This window comes from Streptomyces sp. NBC_01190 (genome assembly GCF_045039895.1).
In the GTDB taxonomy this organism is placed as follows: Bacteria; Actinomycetota; Actinomycetes; order Streptomycetales; family Streptomycetaceae; genus Actinacidiphila.
On sequence record NZ_CP108580.1, the window covers coordinates 4497842 to 4513652 of the forward strand.

The 15811-nt window shown below is 70.4% G+C and carries 15 protein-coding genes and 3 pseudogenes; 9 read left to right on the top strand and 9 right to left on the bottom strand.

What is annotated here, in order from left to right; all coding sequences use genetic code 11:
* Nucleotides 1-490 precede the first annotated feature (490 nt).
* Together OG519_RS18680 and OG519_RS18685 are read left to right on the top strand one after the other, a co-directional pair.
* A pseudogene (locus OG519_RS18680) lies at nt 491-1147 on the top strand (right-handed parallel beta-helix repeat-containing protein); the annotation flags it as partial.
* Between the two features lie 285 nt (nt 1148-1432).
* Nucleotides 1433-2278, top strand: coding sequence for a chitosanase (locus OG519_RS18685; RefSeq protein ID WP_405592822.1), 846 nt, complete (start codon nt 1433-1435; stop codon nt 2276-2278).
* Nucleotides 2279-2381: 103 nt separating this feature from the next.
* On the opposite strand, the gene OG519_RS18690 is transcribed toward OG519_RS18685, so the two are convergent.
* The 3 genes from OG519_RS18690 to OG519_RS18700 all read right to left on the bottom strand — a co-directional run bounded on the left by OG519_RS18690 (nt 2382) and on the right by OG519_RS18700 (nt 6699).
* Nucleotides 2382-3104 carry a VOC family protein gene (locus OG519_RS18690; protein WP_405585042.1) on the bottom strand — a complete coding sequence of 241 codons (723 nt, stop codon included), beginning with the start codon at nt 3102-3104 and terminating at the stop codon, nt 2382-2384.
* Between the two features lie 310 nt (nt 3105-3414).
* Nucleotides 3415-4287 carry an AAC(3) family N-acetyltransferase gene (locus tag OG519_RS18695; protein WP_405585045.1) on the bottom strand — a complete coding sequence of 291 codons (873 nt, stop codon included), beginning with the start codon at nt 4285-4287 and terminating at the stop codon, nt 3415-3417.
* Between the two features lie 192 nt (nt 4288-4479).
* Nucleotides 4480-6699: a tetratricopeptide repeat protein gene (locus OG519_RS18700; RefSeq protein ID WP_405585048.1), complete on the bottom strand. Its 2220-nt coding sequence runs from the start codon at nt 6697-6699 to the stop codon at nt 4480-4482.
* A gap of 774 nt (nt 6700-7473) precedes the next feature.
* Here OG519_RS18700 and OG519_RS18705 point away from each other — a divergent pair.
* From OG519_RS18705 to OG519_RS18730, 6 genes are all read left to right on the top strand, one after another.
* Nucleotides 7474-7749, top strand: a complete 276-nt coding sequence (locus tag OG519_RS18705) for a hypothetical protein (RefSeq protein ID WP_405585051.1) — start codon at nt 7474-7476, stop codon at nt 7747-7749.
* Nucleotides 7746-8156 carry a type II toxin-antitoxin system VapC family toxin gene (locus OG519_RS18710; RefSeq protein WP_405585054.1) on the top strand — a complete coding sequence of 137 codons (411 nt, stop codon included), beginning with the start codon at nt 7746-7748 and terminating at the stop codon, nt 8154-8156. The genes OG519_RS18705 and OG519_RS18710 overlap by 4 nt, the downstream gene beginning before the upstream one ends.
* Nucleotides 8157-8375: 219 nt before the next feature.
* Nucleotides 8376-8765: a hypothetical protein gene (locus tag OG519_RS18715; RefSeq protein ID WP_405585056.1), complete on the top strand. Its 390-nt coding sequence runs from the start codon at nt 8376-8378 to the stop codon at nt 8763-8765.
* Entirely contained in the window at nt 8765-10255 is a 1491-nt protein-coding gene (locus tag OG519_RS18720; RefSeq protein ID WP_405585059.1) for a C2 family cysteine protease, read from the top strand. The genes OG519_RS18715 and OG519_RS18720 overlap by 1 nt, the downstream gene beginning before the upstream one ends.
* Before the next feature lie 140 nt (nt 10256-10395).
* Nucleotides 10396-10692, top strand: coding sequence for a hypothetical protein (locus OG519_RS18725; protein ID WP_405585062.1), 297 nt, complete (start codon nt 10396-10398; stop codon nt 10690-10692).
* Nucleotides 10685-11488, top strand: a complete 804-nt coding sequence (locus OG519_RS18730; protein ID WP_405585064.1) for a hypothetical protein — start codon at nt 10685-10687, stop codon at nt 11486-11488. Before OG519_RS18725 ends, OG519_RS18730 begins: the two co-directional genes overlap by 8 nt.
* A 98-nt stretch (nt 11489-11586) precedes the next feature.
* Here OG519_RS18730 and OG519_RS18735 read toward each other — a convergent pair whose 3' ends face one another.
* From OG519_RS18735 to OG519_RS18745, 3 genes and pseudogenes are all read right to left on the bottom strand, one after another.
* On the bottom strand, nt 11587-12036 hold the full coding sequence (locus OG519_RS18735; RefSeq protein ID WP_405592824.1) for a DUF2199 domain-containing protein: 450 nt from the start codon (nt 12034-12036) through the stop codon (nt 11587-11589).
* A 209-nt stretch (nt 12037-12245) separates the two neighbouring features.
* Nucleotides 12246-12431 (bottom strand): annotated as a pseudogene (locus OG519_RS18740) (VapC toxin family PIN domain ribonuclease); the annotation flags it as partial.
* Nucleotides 12430-12654, bottom strand: a pseudogene (locus OG519_RS18745) (CopG family transcriptional regulator); the annotation flags it as partial. The pseudogenes OG519_RS18740 and OG519_RS18745, both read right to left, overlap by 2 nt.
* Before the next feature lie 96 nt (nt 12655-12750).
* Between OG519_RS18745 and OG519_RS18750 the strand changes: the two are divergent.
* Nucleotides 12751-13524 (top strand): vWA domain-containing protein, encoded by a 774-nt coding sequence (locus OG519_RS18750; protein WP_405585066.1) that lies wholly within the window; start codon nt 12751-12753, stop codon nt 13522-13524.
* 502 nt (nt 13525-14026) lie between these two features.
* Here the strand turns inward: OG519_RS18750 and OG519_RS18755 are convergent.
* From OG519_RS18755 to OG519_RS18765, 3 genes are read right to left on the bottom strand one after another with little or no spacing between them, the layout of a single operon-like run.
* Entirely contained in the window at nt 14027-14386 is a 360-nt protein-coding gene (locus OG519_RS18755) for a hypothetical protein (RefSeq protein ID WP_405593207.1), read from the bottom strand.
* The gene (locus OG519_RS18760) at nt 14349-14588 is read right to left on the bottom strand and encodes a DUF2199 domain-containing protein (protein WP_405585069.1); all 240 of its coding nucleotides are present in this window, start codon (nt 14586-14588) and stop codon (nt 14349-14351) included. The genes OG519_RS18755 and OG519_RS18760 overlap by 38 nt, the downstream gene beginning before the upstream one ends.
* Nucleotides 14589-14614: 26 nt before the next feature.
* Nucleotides 14615-15424, bottom strand: coding sequence for a trypsin-like serine peptidase (locus OG519_RS18765; RefSeq protein ID WP_405585072.1), 810 nt, complete (start codon nt 15422-15424; stop codon nt 14615-14617).
* Nucleotides 15425-15811: the final 387 nt, after the last annotated feature.

Sequence of the window (15811 nt, forward strand, 5' to 3'; positions counted from 1 at the left end):
CCGGATCGGCCTGACAGGATCGGTACGGTCGGGGCCGACGGCGGCGGACGAGAAATGGCTGGTCAGAGGCTTGGAAGCCGATCGGCTCGTGGCTCGGCCGGGGCGGTGGCAGGGGTACGGCCAGGGTGCGGGTGGGGGCGCCGGAGCGCTTCCCCCGTGCTTGACGGGCTTCCGGCGGACCCGCCAGGATCTCCGACTATGCGTTAGGAAAGTTTCCTAATCGTAGGAGTCCGCACCCCCGCGTCGACCCCTGCGCCAGGATCCGGCCGACCGGCCGGACCGCCGAACGTTCCCCGTCGAGGCGGCGGCGCGGCCCCGGTGCCCACAGCGGCGCCGGCGGCTCCCGCCCGCCCCGGAACCCCCACAGGAGACCACCCTCATGGCCCCTCGTGCACAAGGCCACCGGCGCCGCGGCGTCAAGCACCCCGCGGTGATCACCGGAGCCGCCATCCTCGGCGTCGGCGCCCTCGCGCTCACCGGTATCCAGGCGATGGCGTCGACGTCCGCCCCGAAGTCCGCCGGCTCCGCCGCCTCCTCAAGGGCCGCGAAGGCCGCGACCACCAGCGTCGCCACCGCCGCGGAGCTGCGGACCGCGCTGGCCGCGGCGAAGCCCGGCGCCACCATCAAGCTGGCCGACGGCACCTACTCGGGCCAGTTCAAGATCACCCGCCCTGGCACCGCCGCGGCCCCGATCACCCTGACCGGCGGCGCCGGCGCCGTCCTCACCTCCAACGGCGGCAACGGCTACGGCCTGTGGCTCAAGGGCGCGCCGTACTGGAACCTCGACGGCTTCACCGTGGACCACGCGAAGAAGGGCATCGTGCTGGACGCCTCCTCGCACGTCACCATCGACACGGTCACCGTCCACCACATCGACGCCGAGGGCGTGCACTTCCGCTCCGGCAGCTCGTACGGGGTGATCCGCGACTCGTACGTGCACGACACCGGCACCACCGCCCCGCAGTACGGCGAGGGCGTCTACATCGGTTCGGCCAACAGCAACTGGGACCAGTTCGCCGGGCCGACCGGCGTGGACGCCTCCGACCACGTCCAGGTGCTCGACAACCGGATCGGCCCGAACGTCGCCGCCGAGGGCATCGACGTCAAGGAGGGCACCAAGGCCGGCACCATCAGCGGCAACACCCTCGACGGCACCGGTGAGAAGAACCAGAACTCCGGCGACTCGACGATCGACGTCAAGGGCGACGGCTACACCGTCTCCGGGAACACCGTCAGCCACCCCTACACCGACGGCTTCCAGGTGCACAACGTGAACGCCGCGTACGGCTGCGGCAACGCCTTCAGCGGCAACAAGTTCACCCTGTCGGGCGCCCCCGGCTACGGCATCAACGTCACCGACAACAGCCAGTGCGCCACCAAGAACACGGTGACCACCTCCAACACCGCCAGCGGAGGGAAGGGCCTGACCAACATCGCCACGGTCAAGCCGCCGACCGCCACCCCGACGCCGGCCCCGAGCGCCTCGGCGACCCCCAAGCCCAGCGCGACGCCCACCCCGACCCACTCGGCGACGCCGACCGCGGCCCCGACGACGGCCGCCCCCGGCACCGGGCTGGCCGACCCGCACGAGAAGGAGATCGCGATGGAGCTGGTCAGCTCCGCCGAGAACTCCTCACTGGACTGGAAGGCCCAGTACGCGTACATCGAGGACATCGGTGACGGCCGCGGCTACACGGCGGGCATCATCGGCTTCTGCTCGGGCACCGGCGACATGCTGGAACTGGTCCAGGCGTACACCGCGGCCGAGCCCGGCAACCCGCTGGCGAAGTACCTGCCCGCGCTGCGGAAGGTCGACGGCACGGACTCCCACACCGGGCTGGGCACCGCCTTCGTCAACGACTGGAAGACCGCCGCCAAGGACACCGTCTTCCAGACCGCGCAGAACAACGAGCGCGACCGGGTCTACTTCAACCCGTCGGTCAACCAGGCGAAGGCCGACGGCCTGCGCGCGCTGGGCCAGTTCATCTACTACGACGCCATCGTGATGCACGGCCCCGGCGACGACGGTGTCAGCTTCGGCGGCATCCGCAAGGCCGCGATGAAGAAGGCCAAGACCCCGGCGCAGGGCGGCGACGAGACCACGTACCTCAACGCCTTCCTCGACGCCCGCAAGGCCGCGATGCTCACCGAGGCGGCCCACGACGACACCAGCCGCGTCGACACCGAGCAGCGCGTCTTCCTGAACAACGGCAACTTCGACCTCACCCCGCCGCTGACCTGGAAGACCTACGGGGACACCTACACCATCAAGAGCTAGCCCTGTTTCTCCGGCCTGCCCCTGCTTCCCCCGGTGCCCCCGAGCCCCACCTCGGGGGCACCGTCATGTCCCCGCCGGCCAGCCGGTAGCCGGCCTCGCCGCGCTACCGGGGTGCCGAGACGTAGAACGTGTTGCCGTCGGGATCGGCCAGCACCACCCGGTCCTCCACGCCCTCGCCGGGGTCGATCCGGGTCGCCCCGAGGGAGAGCAGGCGATCGACCTCCGCCCGCTGATCACCGTCGAGAGCTGGAGCGAGTTCGAAACGCAGGCGGTTCACGCCTGTCGTCGGCATCAGCGGCGGACCACCCCAGGTGATCTTCGGTCCGCCGTGCGGCGAGCGGATCGCGGTCTCCTGGTCCTGATCCCAGACCAGCGGCCAGCCGAGCGCCTTGCTCCAGAAGTACCCGACCTCCTGCGAACCGTCGCAGGCCAGCGCCCCGACGAAGCCGCACTCGGCGAGGAAGTTGTTGCCCGGCTCGATGACGCAGAACTCGTTGCCTTCGGGGTCGGCGAGCACCACGTGACCCTCCTCCGGGAGTTGGCCGACATCGGTGTGCCGCGCGCCGAGCTCCAGCGATCTGGCCACCGTCCGCTCCTGGTCCGCCAGGGACGTACTCGTCAGATCGAAGTGCATCCGGTTCTGCTCGGCCTTCCGCTCCTGGCTCGGCAGGAAACGGATCCGGAACCCGGTGTCATCGCTGGGCAGCACCGCGACCCCGTGCCGCGGATCGTCGGCCACCTCCCACCCCAGGACCCCGGACCAGAACCGCGCGAGCGGCAGCGGCCGGCCGGCATCGACGCAAAGCGCGAACAGTTGACAGGCCATTGCCCCACGCATCCCTAATCCACTGACCGACGCCCACCGACCGGGCGTCCCGCCCCATCCCGCCCGAGAGCGTAAAGCCCCCCCGCCGCCACCGCAGCCGAGTTTCCCCCCGCCCCCACCCGAAGCCCCTCGCCCCGCCGGCCACCGCCCCGGAGCCTTCGACCTCTCCATCTCCCGCCTCGCCCCCACCCTCATCCGGCTCCAGGCACAGCCCATCGGCCAGCAGTCCGGAAGACCTCGTGCCGGCCGATGGGGCGTACGGCGCGGAAGCCGCGGCGGCCGAAGAGCGGGGACGGCGTCCGTGACGTACTCAGCGGCGAGGGCGACGCTCAAGGGAGGGGCAGGCGAGGGGGGCGGGGCCGACCGGGCCGCCGGCGATCGAGTCGCGGCAGCGCAGGCAACTGTCGTCCGCGCACCGTGTCACCGTCTGGTCGGCGCACATGGCGTCGCGGGCGGCGTCGATCACTTCCTTCGCCGGGTAGGCCGCCCAACCGGACTCCCCCACCCGCGCGGTGCGGGCGAGCGGTCGGAGAACGGGCTCCAGCCGCGGGAAACCCTCGGAGCACGACCCCGTCTCCACCATGAAGACCCGGCCCCCGGAGTCGCACGCCCAGCGGACGAGGAGTCGCCGGCCGGACGCCTGCTCGGCATGATGCAGCAACGTCATACGGTCCAGTCCGACCCCCATCAGCAGAACCGCCCCGCCGCGTCCGGCCAGTTCCCGAAGCGGGCCGTAGACGTCGGCCGCGCTCTGCGCCGCGATGAGATCGTGGGCCTGTGGCCCGAGCGCCGCGAAGGAGTTCAGCGGGTGCCGGCCGCGCTCGGCGTCCGGGCGGGCGAGCAGGCGGGCCGGCAGAATCCCCATACCCTCGTTGACGACTGTGGAGTCGACTGTGTACTCGGGGACGTCCTGGACGGCCGGCGCGTCGGCGGGCAGCTCCGCGTAATCGATGGCGTTGCGTTCCGGACGCATCGCGGCCGGCGGTACCGCGCCGAACTGCGACTCGCTGAAAGTGGGCACCAGCACCGTGCACCCGCGCGCGAGAAAGAGGTCGAGCAGCGCGTCCGCGCCACCGTCGACGCGATCCCCGAACGAGCGGAGCGATGAGTGCACCATGACGGGCCGGTCGGCGAGGCCGAGATCGTCCATCGCACTCGTCAACTGCCCAGTGGATATCGGCACAGCACGGCCTCCTTCGGCTCCGTGGGCGAGGCCCCCGCGGGCGGAACAGCAGGATGCCACAAGGGAGTCACTCCGGACAGACGGCATGGAAGCGGACACGGCCGACCGGAAGCCGAGCCGTCTGCCCGGCGGACGATCGGCCGAACAAGCTTCCCGCGGGCGGTCGGCCGAGCGCACGGTTCGGTCGTTGATTCAGACGAGATGCCGCGCGTCCACGGTACAGCGGTGACCGAGTTCTTCGAGGGCGTGGAGTGTCTCCCTGGTCGCGGGGTGCTCAGCGCCGAGGCGCCGGCGGCGGGCGTCAAGCACCTGGGTGTAGTGGGCCTTCGCCTTGCGGAAGCGTCCCTGACAGGCCAGCACCCACGCCAGCTCCTGCCGAACCGTCAGCGTGAGCAGGTGCTCCTCGCCGAGCGCACCCCGGCGGTCGGCCAGCACCTGGCGATACAGCCGCTCCGCCTCGACCAGACGTCCCTGCTTGGCGGCGATCCAGGCCAGTTCGTGACGGGTTCCCACGGTCCGGTCGTGTGTTGCGCCGAGCAGCGCGGTGCGTTCCCGCAACACCTGCTCCAACTCGGCCTTCGCCTCATCGAACCGCTGCTGGTTGGCTATGGACCAGGCGCGTTCGAATCTGGTCAGCAGCGTGTCGCGGTGCCGCTCGCCCAGAACGCGCCGACGGTCCGCCAGGACACGGTCGTACTGCGCCTCCGCGTCCGACCACCGCTCCTGGCAGCCGGCCACCCAGGCCAGCTCGTGACTACTGCCCAGCGTGTCCGGGTGGTCATCGCCGAGCAACCGCGTACGTAGCGCCCTCACCTCGGTGAACAGTGCCGCCGCGGCCGCGTACTCGCCTCGTGCGGCTATCTGCCAGGCGAGTTGATGGCGCAGGTGGAGACCGACCACATCCTCCGGTCCCGGCACATGAGCGAGCGCGGCTCGGTTCAGCCGCTCGCTGACATCGTGCGCTCCGCTCTCGTCCAAGGCGCGGGTTGTCAGCCACGTCGCGCGCAGGAGGGTGGCCAGACCCTCCCCTGCGAGGTGGGGGGCGGCGGTGTCGAGCAGCGCGCGCAGGTGGACGCCGAGCACGCGATAGCGCGGCCAGTCCGCGGGTGCGTCGACTTCGAGTCCGGACAGCGCGTCGACCACCAGATCGACGGCGGTCTGCCGCACGGCGGCGGCGGTCGGAGCCACCATCGCGGGCAAGTGCATCCGGTTCGTCTCCACCACCAGCGCGTGGAGCGCGATCCCGCGCTCCGTGCCGGCCGGTCGGCTCTCGATCAGCCCGAGCCTCTCGAGTCCGCGCAGGCCGTCCTCCACGTGGAGGTCGCGATCGATGGCCCGGCCTGACGGCTCTGCCGGGAGAAGGGGGCTGACGCGTGAGCTGTCGAGCAGGTCAAGCGGGATCGGGGCGTCAGCGGCGTAGCACGACAGGAGGCGGAGCAGCGTACGCGCGTGAGGTGTTCCGGTCCGCGCCAGCTCGTCCAGGGTGATCTCCCAGGTGCGCGCTACGACCGCTCGGTCGTCCGTCCGCGAGCGGTCGAGGAGCCGCAGGCCCCCGTCTTCGTCGAGCGCGGCGCCGTAAGCGGCGAAAGTCGGCAGCCGTACGACGGAGGACCGCATGTACGTTCCGGCCAGATGGAGGGCGAGCGGCAGTCCGCCGAGGCGCCGAGCGAGCCTTCGCGCCTGGGCGTCATCGCCCGCTTCGGGTGCGAGGTCGCGGAGTGCCCGGGCGGCTTCAGCCTCGCCGAGCGGCCCCAGCCGCACCACCCGCGCGTGCCGTCCCCACGTCTCCTGGGCGGCGTCGCGACTGGTCACGAGGGTCAGTCCGCGGCGCGACGGCCGTACCCACCCCGTCCCGTCGCCCACCGGCGCCGGGGGAAGCCCGCTGCCCCGGGTGCCGGCGAGGATCCCCGGGGAGTCGGCGCCGTCGAGGACCAGCAGCCAACCGGCTGGCGCCTTGTCCAGGAGTTCCCAGAAGCGGTCCGCCCCGTCGGCGGCACCGGTGACGATCGCGTCGAGTTCCGTGTGTTCGGCGCCCAGCTGCCTCGCGACGGAAGCGAGCCCCGCGGAAAGGCTGATGGAATCGGCGGCCTGCACCCACCAGACAGGCCGGTGCCGGCGCCCAACCGCCCGCCGCGTCCGCGTGGCACGGCGGGCGAGGGCCATGGCCACGGTCGACTTGCCCGTACCGCCCATGCCGCCGATCACGACCACGGATCCTGACGGCTTGCGGAGCCACCGTTCCAGTTGGGTCAGTACCTGTTCGCGTCCGCGCACCCGTTCCGGTGCTCCGCCGAGCGGCGGCGTCACCGATGTCCCCGCGAGGCCGGCCGACGCGGCGCGACGGCGTACGTTCGCCTCGGCGATACGGATCCGCAGGTCCCAGGCGGCGGTCCCTGCCGTGGCGACTCCCACGAGTGTTCCCACCGCGACCCACACGTCCATCAGGCGACGCCGTGAGCCGGCACGTGGGCGGCCAAGGAAGCAGGTCTGGGTAACGGCACCTTCAACGGCATCTTCTGCTCCCCGCGACGAAGTCCGGCGACGGTAGCCGGCCGGCGATTGTCAGGCTGTGTTCCAAGAGCACGCCGGATCGTAAACCAGCCCCCGCAGGCGCGGGAAGCACCCACGGGAGCGGCGCGGTGACGCAGGGTGCGGCAGGAGGATGGGCGCCTCCCCCCGGACCTACCGCCGCGCCCGGCTCGCGGGCCGCCCTGTCCGGCCTGTCCGAACGCGGGTCCCTGACCTCGGAACAGCGGAGGTCCTCGCGGGAGGGCTTGTTTCATGTGTGGGGCAGGGCGAGGGTCTCGGTGACCGCGTACCGGCAGGCAGGGGCCGGTGCCGGCGAAGCTGGGGAACCTTTTGGCGGTGCGGACCGCCGGGAGCGGCCGGCTCCGCGGACCCCGGCACCCCAGCCCCGCTTCGTGCGCACACTCGTTCGGATGAACGCTCGCGGTGCCGCTCGCGGAGCTGGGCGGCGGATCTAGTGCCCCTCCCGGCAAGCTTTGCCCCGTCGCGCCGTCCGGCACGCACGCTCGCCGCGTCGGCCGAAAGCCCTGGTAGCTCCGCTACAAGGACTTCCGGCCGCCTTGCGATCTGGGGGTGCCCCCACGCGAAGGCAGGTGGGGGAGCACCGGACGACGCTCCTTCACGGGCAAACATTGCCCTTCGCGGCACTAGACTGTGCCCGTGAGCGCTGCTTTCGACTACGAGGACATGCACCACTTGGTGGACCGGCTGACGCCGACCCAGGTACGCCGCCTGCGCCTCCTCGTCACTCAGGACGAGGAGCTGTCGCGGGTGGCCCGGTCGCTGCCCGCTGTCGAAGGGCGCGAGGCCGAGGAGTCGGTGCCGGCCGGGCTCCTGGCCCTGATCGGCAGTGTCAACGGCCCGGAAGATCTGGCCGAAGAACACGACGAGTACATCCGTGAGCGCATGCGCGAGCGTTTCGGCGACTCGGCGTGATCGCCACGGTCCTTGATACGGGTCCCCTGGCCGCCGCGTTCAATTCCACGGACCGGCGGCACCCCGAGTGCGCCGAGCTGCTGACCTCGCTCACCGGGCGCCGCCTGCTGCCCAGCCCGGTCCTGACCGAAGTCTGCTGGCTGCTGGAGCGGTGGCCGAAGGTCGAAGCCGCGTTCCTGACCGAGGTCGCCCGCGGCACCTTCGAGCTTGTCCACCTCACACCCGCTGACCTCACGCGTATGAGCGAGCTGATTCTCCAGTACGCGGACTTCCCCCTCGGCGGAGTCGACGCCTCAGTGATCGCCGTCGCCGAGCGCTTCGGTGTGGACCGCGTAGCCACACTGGACCGACGGCATTTCGGCGCTGTCAGACCGGTGCACGTGGCCGCCTTCAGCTTGCTGCCGTAGCCCCTCGCCACCGTCCCGGCCGCTATGGCGTCACGGCCGCCGGCGGCCTCGCGGCCACCGTCACCCCGGCACAGACCTCGTTCACACACCCGGCCGGACATAGATCGACACGTGCGGTCTCCTGCCAGGCCGAGCGGCAGTGACTATGCTCCCCTGGAGTTGTGGAGGGTTCATGCCAGGTGAGCCGACGGGCTCCGCGGCGGAGTACGGGGGACGTGAGTGGGAGCGACGGACGACGCCACGGAGTTGAAACGACGGGCGGACACACTGCGGGAGTGCGCCACGCAGGCGCGCACGATCGCGCGGAGCCTGGGGCCCTATCTGGACGCGGCGGTGAGCAAGGCGGCACCGCGGGGCGGCGAAAGCAGGTCCGGTGCCGGCGGTTCCTCCGGTGACTCCTCCGGAGGAGCCACCGGCGGGAATCCGGCGATATGGGCGGGACCCTTCGCCGACCAGTGCACGCACACCCTGATGGAGCGCCAGTCGAAACTCGCCGCCATGGCGTCAGCACTGCTGACGGATTCCGTCCGGTGGGAGAGCGAGGCCACTCGACTGGAGGGCGAGGCGAAGGCCGCCAAGAACGCCACCAGCACGGTGGGAGGCCGCTGATGGGCTTCCAGGGCTTCGACCCCGTCAAGCTGACGGACCTCGCGGCCGAACTCGACAGCCTTTCCCGTAACGCGGGCAGCCTCCACAGCAGGCTCGCCACCGTACTGACCACCGCGCAGCAGAACCTGCCGCCCGGCCAGAGCGCCTCCCGCGACCCCGATCTGCAGGACCTTGTCGGCGGCGTGGCGCAGATCCCGCTCTTAGGGACCAGCCGGCTGCCCGGGTCGCTCACCGCTGAACTCGGCGACATGCAGGCCTCGATGAAGCGCCGCATCACCCAACTGGAGTCGCTGCAGAAGTTCGCCGGGCTCGGCTACCCCGTCGACCCGAGCGTCGCCTTCCTCGACGAGACGGGGCCGGACGGGAAGAAGGTCGACGACGCCCTCAAGGCCCTCAAAGCCCTGAACGGGGCCGACTTCGGCGTGAACGGCAACCGGGACGACCTGGAGAAAGTCACCAAGGAGCTGACCGGCCTGACGTCGGCCGAGCTCGACGCGCTGTTCACCAAGGCCGATCCGGCGGACCTCGCGCACTACAACAAGCTGCTGTCCGACACCGGCGACTCCTTCTTCAGCCCGTTCGACCACAACGGCCTGCCCGAGGCTGAGCGCGAGAACGCGCTCAGCCTGATGCTGGCCAAGGTCGGCGCCGACAACCTCGGCACATTCACCACCGCCTTCCCGGAGATCCAGCCGACCTTCGAGAACTCCGCGGCGTACACGAACCACGGCAACAACCAGAACGGCCAGAACAATTCGGGTATCCACTGGCAGGCCCCCACCGACCCGCTCTTCAACGGCCCGGTCTCGGCGAACGACGTGAACCAGCGCCAGTTCGGCGACTGCTGGTTCGTCGCCTCGCTGTCCGCCGTCGCCCTGAAGGACCCGCGGTTCATCCAGGACGGCATCAAGCAGAATCCCAACGGCACGGTCAGCGTGCGGATCTGGGACAAGAGCGGGAACTCCAGGTGGGTCACCGTGACCGCCGACCTGCCCAGCGACACCAACGGCGACCCGATCAGCACGTACGGCAATGGCGACACCTGGCCGGCGTACTACGAGAAGGCCTTCGCGCAGACCTACAGGGACGAGAACGGAGCGGGCGGCTACGGCGGGATCGAAGGCGACGACCCGAAGAACGCCGCGCCCTTCCTGACCGGCCATTCCGGCTCGGACATCGACAAGAGCGGCGGATTCCTCGGCCTTCAGTCGGTGGCGGACACGCGCTTCTCGACGCTCAAGAAGCAGTTCGACGCGGGCAAGGCCGTCACGGTCTCCACGCCCGACGACGAGAGCCTGGACAAGGACCATCCCGAGGAGTGGGGCGGTACGTATCACAGCAACCACGCGTACTACGTGCGCGGGTTCACCTCCGACGGCAGGATCATCCTCGGCAACCCGTGGGGTTATCAGGGCTATCCGCCGATCTACGTCACGCAGGACCAGTTCGACCAGTACTTTCAGGATCCTGAGGCGTACGAGGTGCCTTAGGTGTACTCGGTGCGCCGGGTGCGCCGGGTGCTCTGGGTGCCCTGAGCATCCTGGGCGCCTTGGTTGCCCGGTGCCGAATGCCCCTGCCCTTTACCCTCGCCCCTACCGAGCCGCCGCCCGACGTATCGACGAGAGAGCCCATGGCCGAGCACGTGAAATACCCGTTCGAAGACGACGCCGGCCGCTGGGCGGTGCTCTACCACATCCCGTATACCGTCGAGCACGACGGACAGACCTACGGCGTTGTGGCCAGCATCTACCAGAAACCCGCGGTGCACGGCAGCATCCTCGTGTCCCTGGGCGGTCGGCCCGTCGCGCGGTACGACGACATGACGGTCGGCGACGTCATCGAGATCACCGGCGACACCTGGCGGGTCGCCGAGGTGGAGTACCGGACCCGGATCGTCCTGGCGCGCGGGGAGGTCGCAGATGCGTGACCCGTATCCCGCCGGCCGGCGCTCCGCGTACTGGTTTACGGCTGCCGCCGCCTTGCTGGCGCTGACCGGCTGCGGCTCTTCCGGCTCGGGAGGGGACGCCCCGCCCGCCGGCGGGCCCACGAGCACGTCGGCCACCGGGGCCCCGGTCCGGGACAAGGGCCCCGAGTGCGCGGGCACCGACTCCGAGGGCAGCGTCCACGTGCTGCGCGGCGGCGGCTTCGTACTGCCGGGCGGCGGAGGGGTCCAGTACGCGGCGGCGACAGCGGACGGCAGGACCCGTACCGCGACGCTGCGTGACGGCGCGAGCTACCAGGACGGCCAGGCGGCCCGGACCGTCGCCCCGGGCGGGCGGATCGCCGTCTCCGGACACACCTACCGCGTCGCCCAGGTCTGCTCCTACCGCGTCGTGCTCGTCCCGCAGGACGCCGCCGCCCGTACCGCCCTGGCGGCGGCGCCGGCCTCGATGAAGGCCGTGGGCGGCCGCGCCGACGCCGGCCTGTGCTTCAGCACCGGCGCCGCCGTGCGCGCCGCCGCGTCCGACGGCTTCCCGCCCAAGGGCTCGGCCTGGACCCTGTCGAACAACGGCGGCCGCCGGCTCCTCCCCACCGGCTGGTCCGCTGCCCTCTACTCCGTCGACGCCACCGCCGGAACCGCGGTGATCCGCGCCAACTGCGCGGCGATCCCGGTCGCCGCCTACAAGCAGGCCGCCGTGGGCGACACCCTGGAATTCGCCGGCGCCACCTTCAAGGTCACCTCACTCACCCCAACCGCAGCCGTCCTCACCCGCACCGCCTGAGACGGGGCGCCCCCGTGCGATAGCGGATGCCCCCACCGCGACTGGTCGCCGAACTCCCTCCCGTGTTGACGACGGGCGCGGACGTGCCCGGTGAGCGGTCACGCCGGATGCAGCACAGCCATGGCGATCTCGCGCACGCGTTCCGGCGTGATCCCGGTGCGTTGCTCGACGGCGAGTGGGTGGTCGGTGGGCTCCAGTTCGATGAAGGGGCGGCTTCCGACCGGTCGCGTATGGGCGTTGGTCTTCAAGTTGGTGGTGCTCTCGGAGTAGAGCGCGAGTTCGGTGCTGAGCCAGCCGAAGTACGGCCTCTCGGCCTCGCGGCCCGCCGCGTTCCACACCTCAAGGGCCCGCGCGAAGTTGTCCTTGCTCAGGGAGACCCAGACGCCCCACGAGAAGACGTCCTCGCCGCCGATCACCGGTATCTCGATCAGGCCCCTAATGAAGAAGTGCGAGCCCTTGATCACGCACTGGTCGGACGACAGCATGCTGTCCGGATCGGTCTCAAAGCTGGGATCCCAGACGTCGGGAGCCTCGGCCGAATAGCCCATGGGGGGCTCTGCGTGGTGGTCGCCGCAGTGTGAGCACGTAAAGCCGAGATCGTCAGACATGGCGCGAGCCTAGCGACCACCCAGCACCCGGGATTCGGCTCACGGCGCCGCCATCATCCATAGGCGTCCTTCCGCCGCTGGCGAAGCGGACTCGGGTGCGGCCGGTGGTGGGGTGGGAGGGCGAGCGCCTCGTTCACACCCTCATCCCGTCACAGGGGCAAGTCATCGGGCAGCAGGCGGAAGGACTTGTGGCGGCCGAGTGGGCGGACGGCACAGAAGTCGCGGCGGTCGAGGGTGAGGACGGCGTCCGTGTCGTATTCGGCGGCGAGGGCGACGTTCACTGCGTCCGCGAGGTCGAGATTGAGCGCCGCATACCGGGCTCGCAAGGTCTGCGCGCCGGACCGCGTCGGCCACCGCGTCGCGGACGTCCTCCTTGGAAGGAGTACGCCCCGGGCCTTCAAAGGTTCGGGAGAACAGCGGTTCGTCCCAGACCCGGTTCGCCATGGCCGCGAGATGGATCCCCTGCCGGATGATCTCGGCCTCGCTGATACCACGGCGAGCGGCGGCCTCCTTGATGATCGCGAGGTCTTCCGGATCGGCGTAGACGTTCGTGCGCTGATGCGTGCACGCGCCGCCTCAGCGGTAGGGGGTGTCCTCCGAGAGAGTCCTGCGAAACCGGACGAAGGCGGCTCGATCGGAGGAGAATCACGATTCATGACCATCGACTACCGCAAGCCGGCGCGGATCGACTACCGCAAGAGACCCGGCGGGACCGCCTCCGCCAGCAACCTGGAGAAGGTCACGGACCACGCTCCCGGCCTGGTCGATCTGTACAAGACCGCTGCGGTCTCGCTGGTCAAGAACCGGATCGGCGGCGAGCGGGCCGCCGTGTACCTCGTCCTGGACCGCTCCGGCAGTATGCGCCGCTATTACCGCGACGGCTCCGTGCAGCACCTGGCCGAGCAGACTCTCGCCCTGGCCGCCAACCTCGATGACGACGGGGTGGTGCCCGTTGTCTTCTTCTCCACGGACATCGACGGAACCGCCGAGATCAGCCTCGACGCGTATCGCGACCGGATCAATCCCCTGCACGACTCCATGGGCCACATGGGGCGTACCAACTACCACGTCGCCATGCAGGCCGTCATCGATCACTACGAGGCGTGCGGCGCCGACGACCCGGCCTTCGTCATCTTCCAGACCGACGGTTCTCCCACGTCCAAGGCCGCGGCCGAGCATGTCCTGTGCACGGCCGCTCGGCTGCCGATCTTCTGGCAGTTCGTCGGGTTCGGCGACGACGAGTTCCGCTTCCTGCACAAGCTGGACGACCTCCCGGCGCCGGGCCGCCGCGTGGTCGACAACGCGGGGTTCTTCGCCGCCGGGGGCTCTCCCAAATCCATCGCCGACGCGGACCTCTACGACCGGCTGCTTGGGGAGTTCCCGCAGTGGCTGGCCGATGCGCGCGCCGCCGGCATCGTCCACAGCTGAAAGCTGCCTCACCGGCGCGGCCCGGCCCGGCGTAGGAAGTGGGAGGCGGCTCCCGTTCGGCAGCAGCCATATCTGCCCGAGGGCCTCGCTGACGGACGATCCCCGCTCAGTCTCCGTGTGCGGCGAGCCGGCTGGCCTCCTGCCGTGACATCAGTTCGCGGCGCGCAGTATGAAGAGATCCGCGTGCACGGTGGGGCAGTGGGGCCCGACGCCTCCGGTTCTCGGGCGGGCCCGAAAAGATCAGTCAGACCGTGGCCTGGTCAGCAGGTTCTGCTGCCTCAGGAAACCCCAGTCTGTTCAGCAGCGCCGTGAACGACTCCTCCACGAAGACCTCGTGGGAGCGCAGAATTGCCTCGATCGAGGCCGGGTCGGCCTTGCCGGTGGAAGCCGGCGTTGGCGGCCCAGGCGAGAGCGGCCCGCGCATCGGCCGGCACTGTCGCATCCAGTTCCGCCAACTTGCGCCGGGTGGCTGCCGCGTAGGCGGGGGTGGTCACCCATACGCTCATGTCACCCGCGCCTCGGGCTCTTCCTCCCAGAGGTTTCCCGCCTCGCTGGCCGCCAGCAGTTCCAAGTGCAGGTAGGCGTCCCACTGCCGGCCGTCGGTCCCCAGCCCCGTGATGAGCGCAGTGTCGCTGTCGAAGACGGAGGCACAACAGGCCGCGGCTCCGGTCCACTGGACCAGCGCGGCAAGGTCGGCCGCTTCCCATAGCCCGTGGTCGAGTTGCAGTGTCTGCCAGCCGCCCGGCCGAGGCCGCCACGCATGAATGCCGTCCCGAACCTCCTGATGGAGGCCGCTGGAAACGGGCGCTTTCACCAGCGCACGCTCACTGCGGCCAAAGACCAAATCCCCGGAAGATCCCACCCTGCTCCTTCCGCGGTGCGCCGCCCGCACGATAGCGGAGTTCGGTGCTGAGCCGGCCGGAGTATGGCTTCTCGGCCTCGCGGCCCTCCGTGTTCCACATCTCGAGGGCGCGGGTGAAGTTGTCCTTGCTCAGGGAGACCCAGACGCCGCACGAGAAGACATCCTCGACCGGACCAGGACTCGTGGCTGCTGTCGCGCCCACCCCACGGGCTCGGGGTGGGCGGCGCTTCAGCAGCCGTCGCTGCCGGCCGCCGGTACGACATCGGGGTGCAGCCCCAGGGTGGCGCGAAGGATCAGTGTGTCCGCCTGCCAGGTGAACGGCGAGGAGTAGGAGGTGTACTCATAGCACCCGCCCTGGTGCAGGCCGCCGATGATCCCGTTCACCTCGGTCAGCCGGGTGCCCGGCACCTCCGACAGCCAAGGGCTGCCGCTGCTGCCGCCCACGTAGCCGTGGCAGTTGAAGGTGGGGAATTCAGCGGTGTAGGAGACCGCGCTGGAGCAATGGATCGGCAGGTCGTCGATGCCTTCGTTGTAGGCGACGTCAGTGATGGTCTGGCCCGCGCGGGGCGCGGGGCCGAGGACGTTGGCGCCTGTCACGTCCTCGATCGCTGTCCTCTTGCGGTTGATCGACCGGTCGGCGACTTGCAGGATCGCGTAGTCGTACTGTGGGTCCTGGCCGCGGCTCCACCGGGGGTCGACGTAGGCGTGAGTGACGGTCCATACACCGTCCGGGGTGTCCCCGTCGCGGTAGCCGGGGGCGAACTGCCAGCCGGCGGCCGTTCCCGAAACGCAGTGCGCGGCGGTCAGGAGAAGATCATGCCGGGGGCTCGCCACCACGCTGGCGGTGCAGCCATGGGACTGGCCAAGCCCGTCGCGGAACAGCGGGCCCACGGTGGATGTGCCGTCGAACGCGGTCGCCGTCGGAGTCTGGGGCGGCGCGGACGGATCGGCCAGCGCAGGGGCGGCGGCGCTGATCCCGATCGCGACCAGCGCGGTGGTGAGTACCGTGATCACCCGCGCGCGGAAGAGCCTGACCATGTGTGGATCCTTTGCTCGAACGGTCAGCTGGACAGCGGACCGGCGGAGGTGTGTGTCGGCGGATCGGAGGCCGAGCGCGTCAGTTGACGAGCGTCCCGCACCCGCAAGCCGTCGGACCAGCGAATCCGCATCTGAGGGCGGCCCCGGCCGCCGGGCCTGTCGCCGGTGCCGTGGAACGACCCGGGAAGGCTACTCCCCGAGCCGCATCCGGAACAGAGGGGTTGGGCTTTCGACCCAGACCAACTCGTCAAAGCCGGGCGAAGCGGAATCGACGCGCATCACCCACGTCATGCGGGCCGCAGCCCGCCACCTGTGATCGTTCCGCCCGTCTCCCCCTTGCCCTGGTCCAGGCCAGCCTGGCCGAGCCCAGCCTTGTGAGGGCGGTGC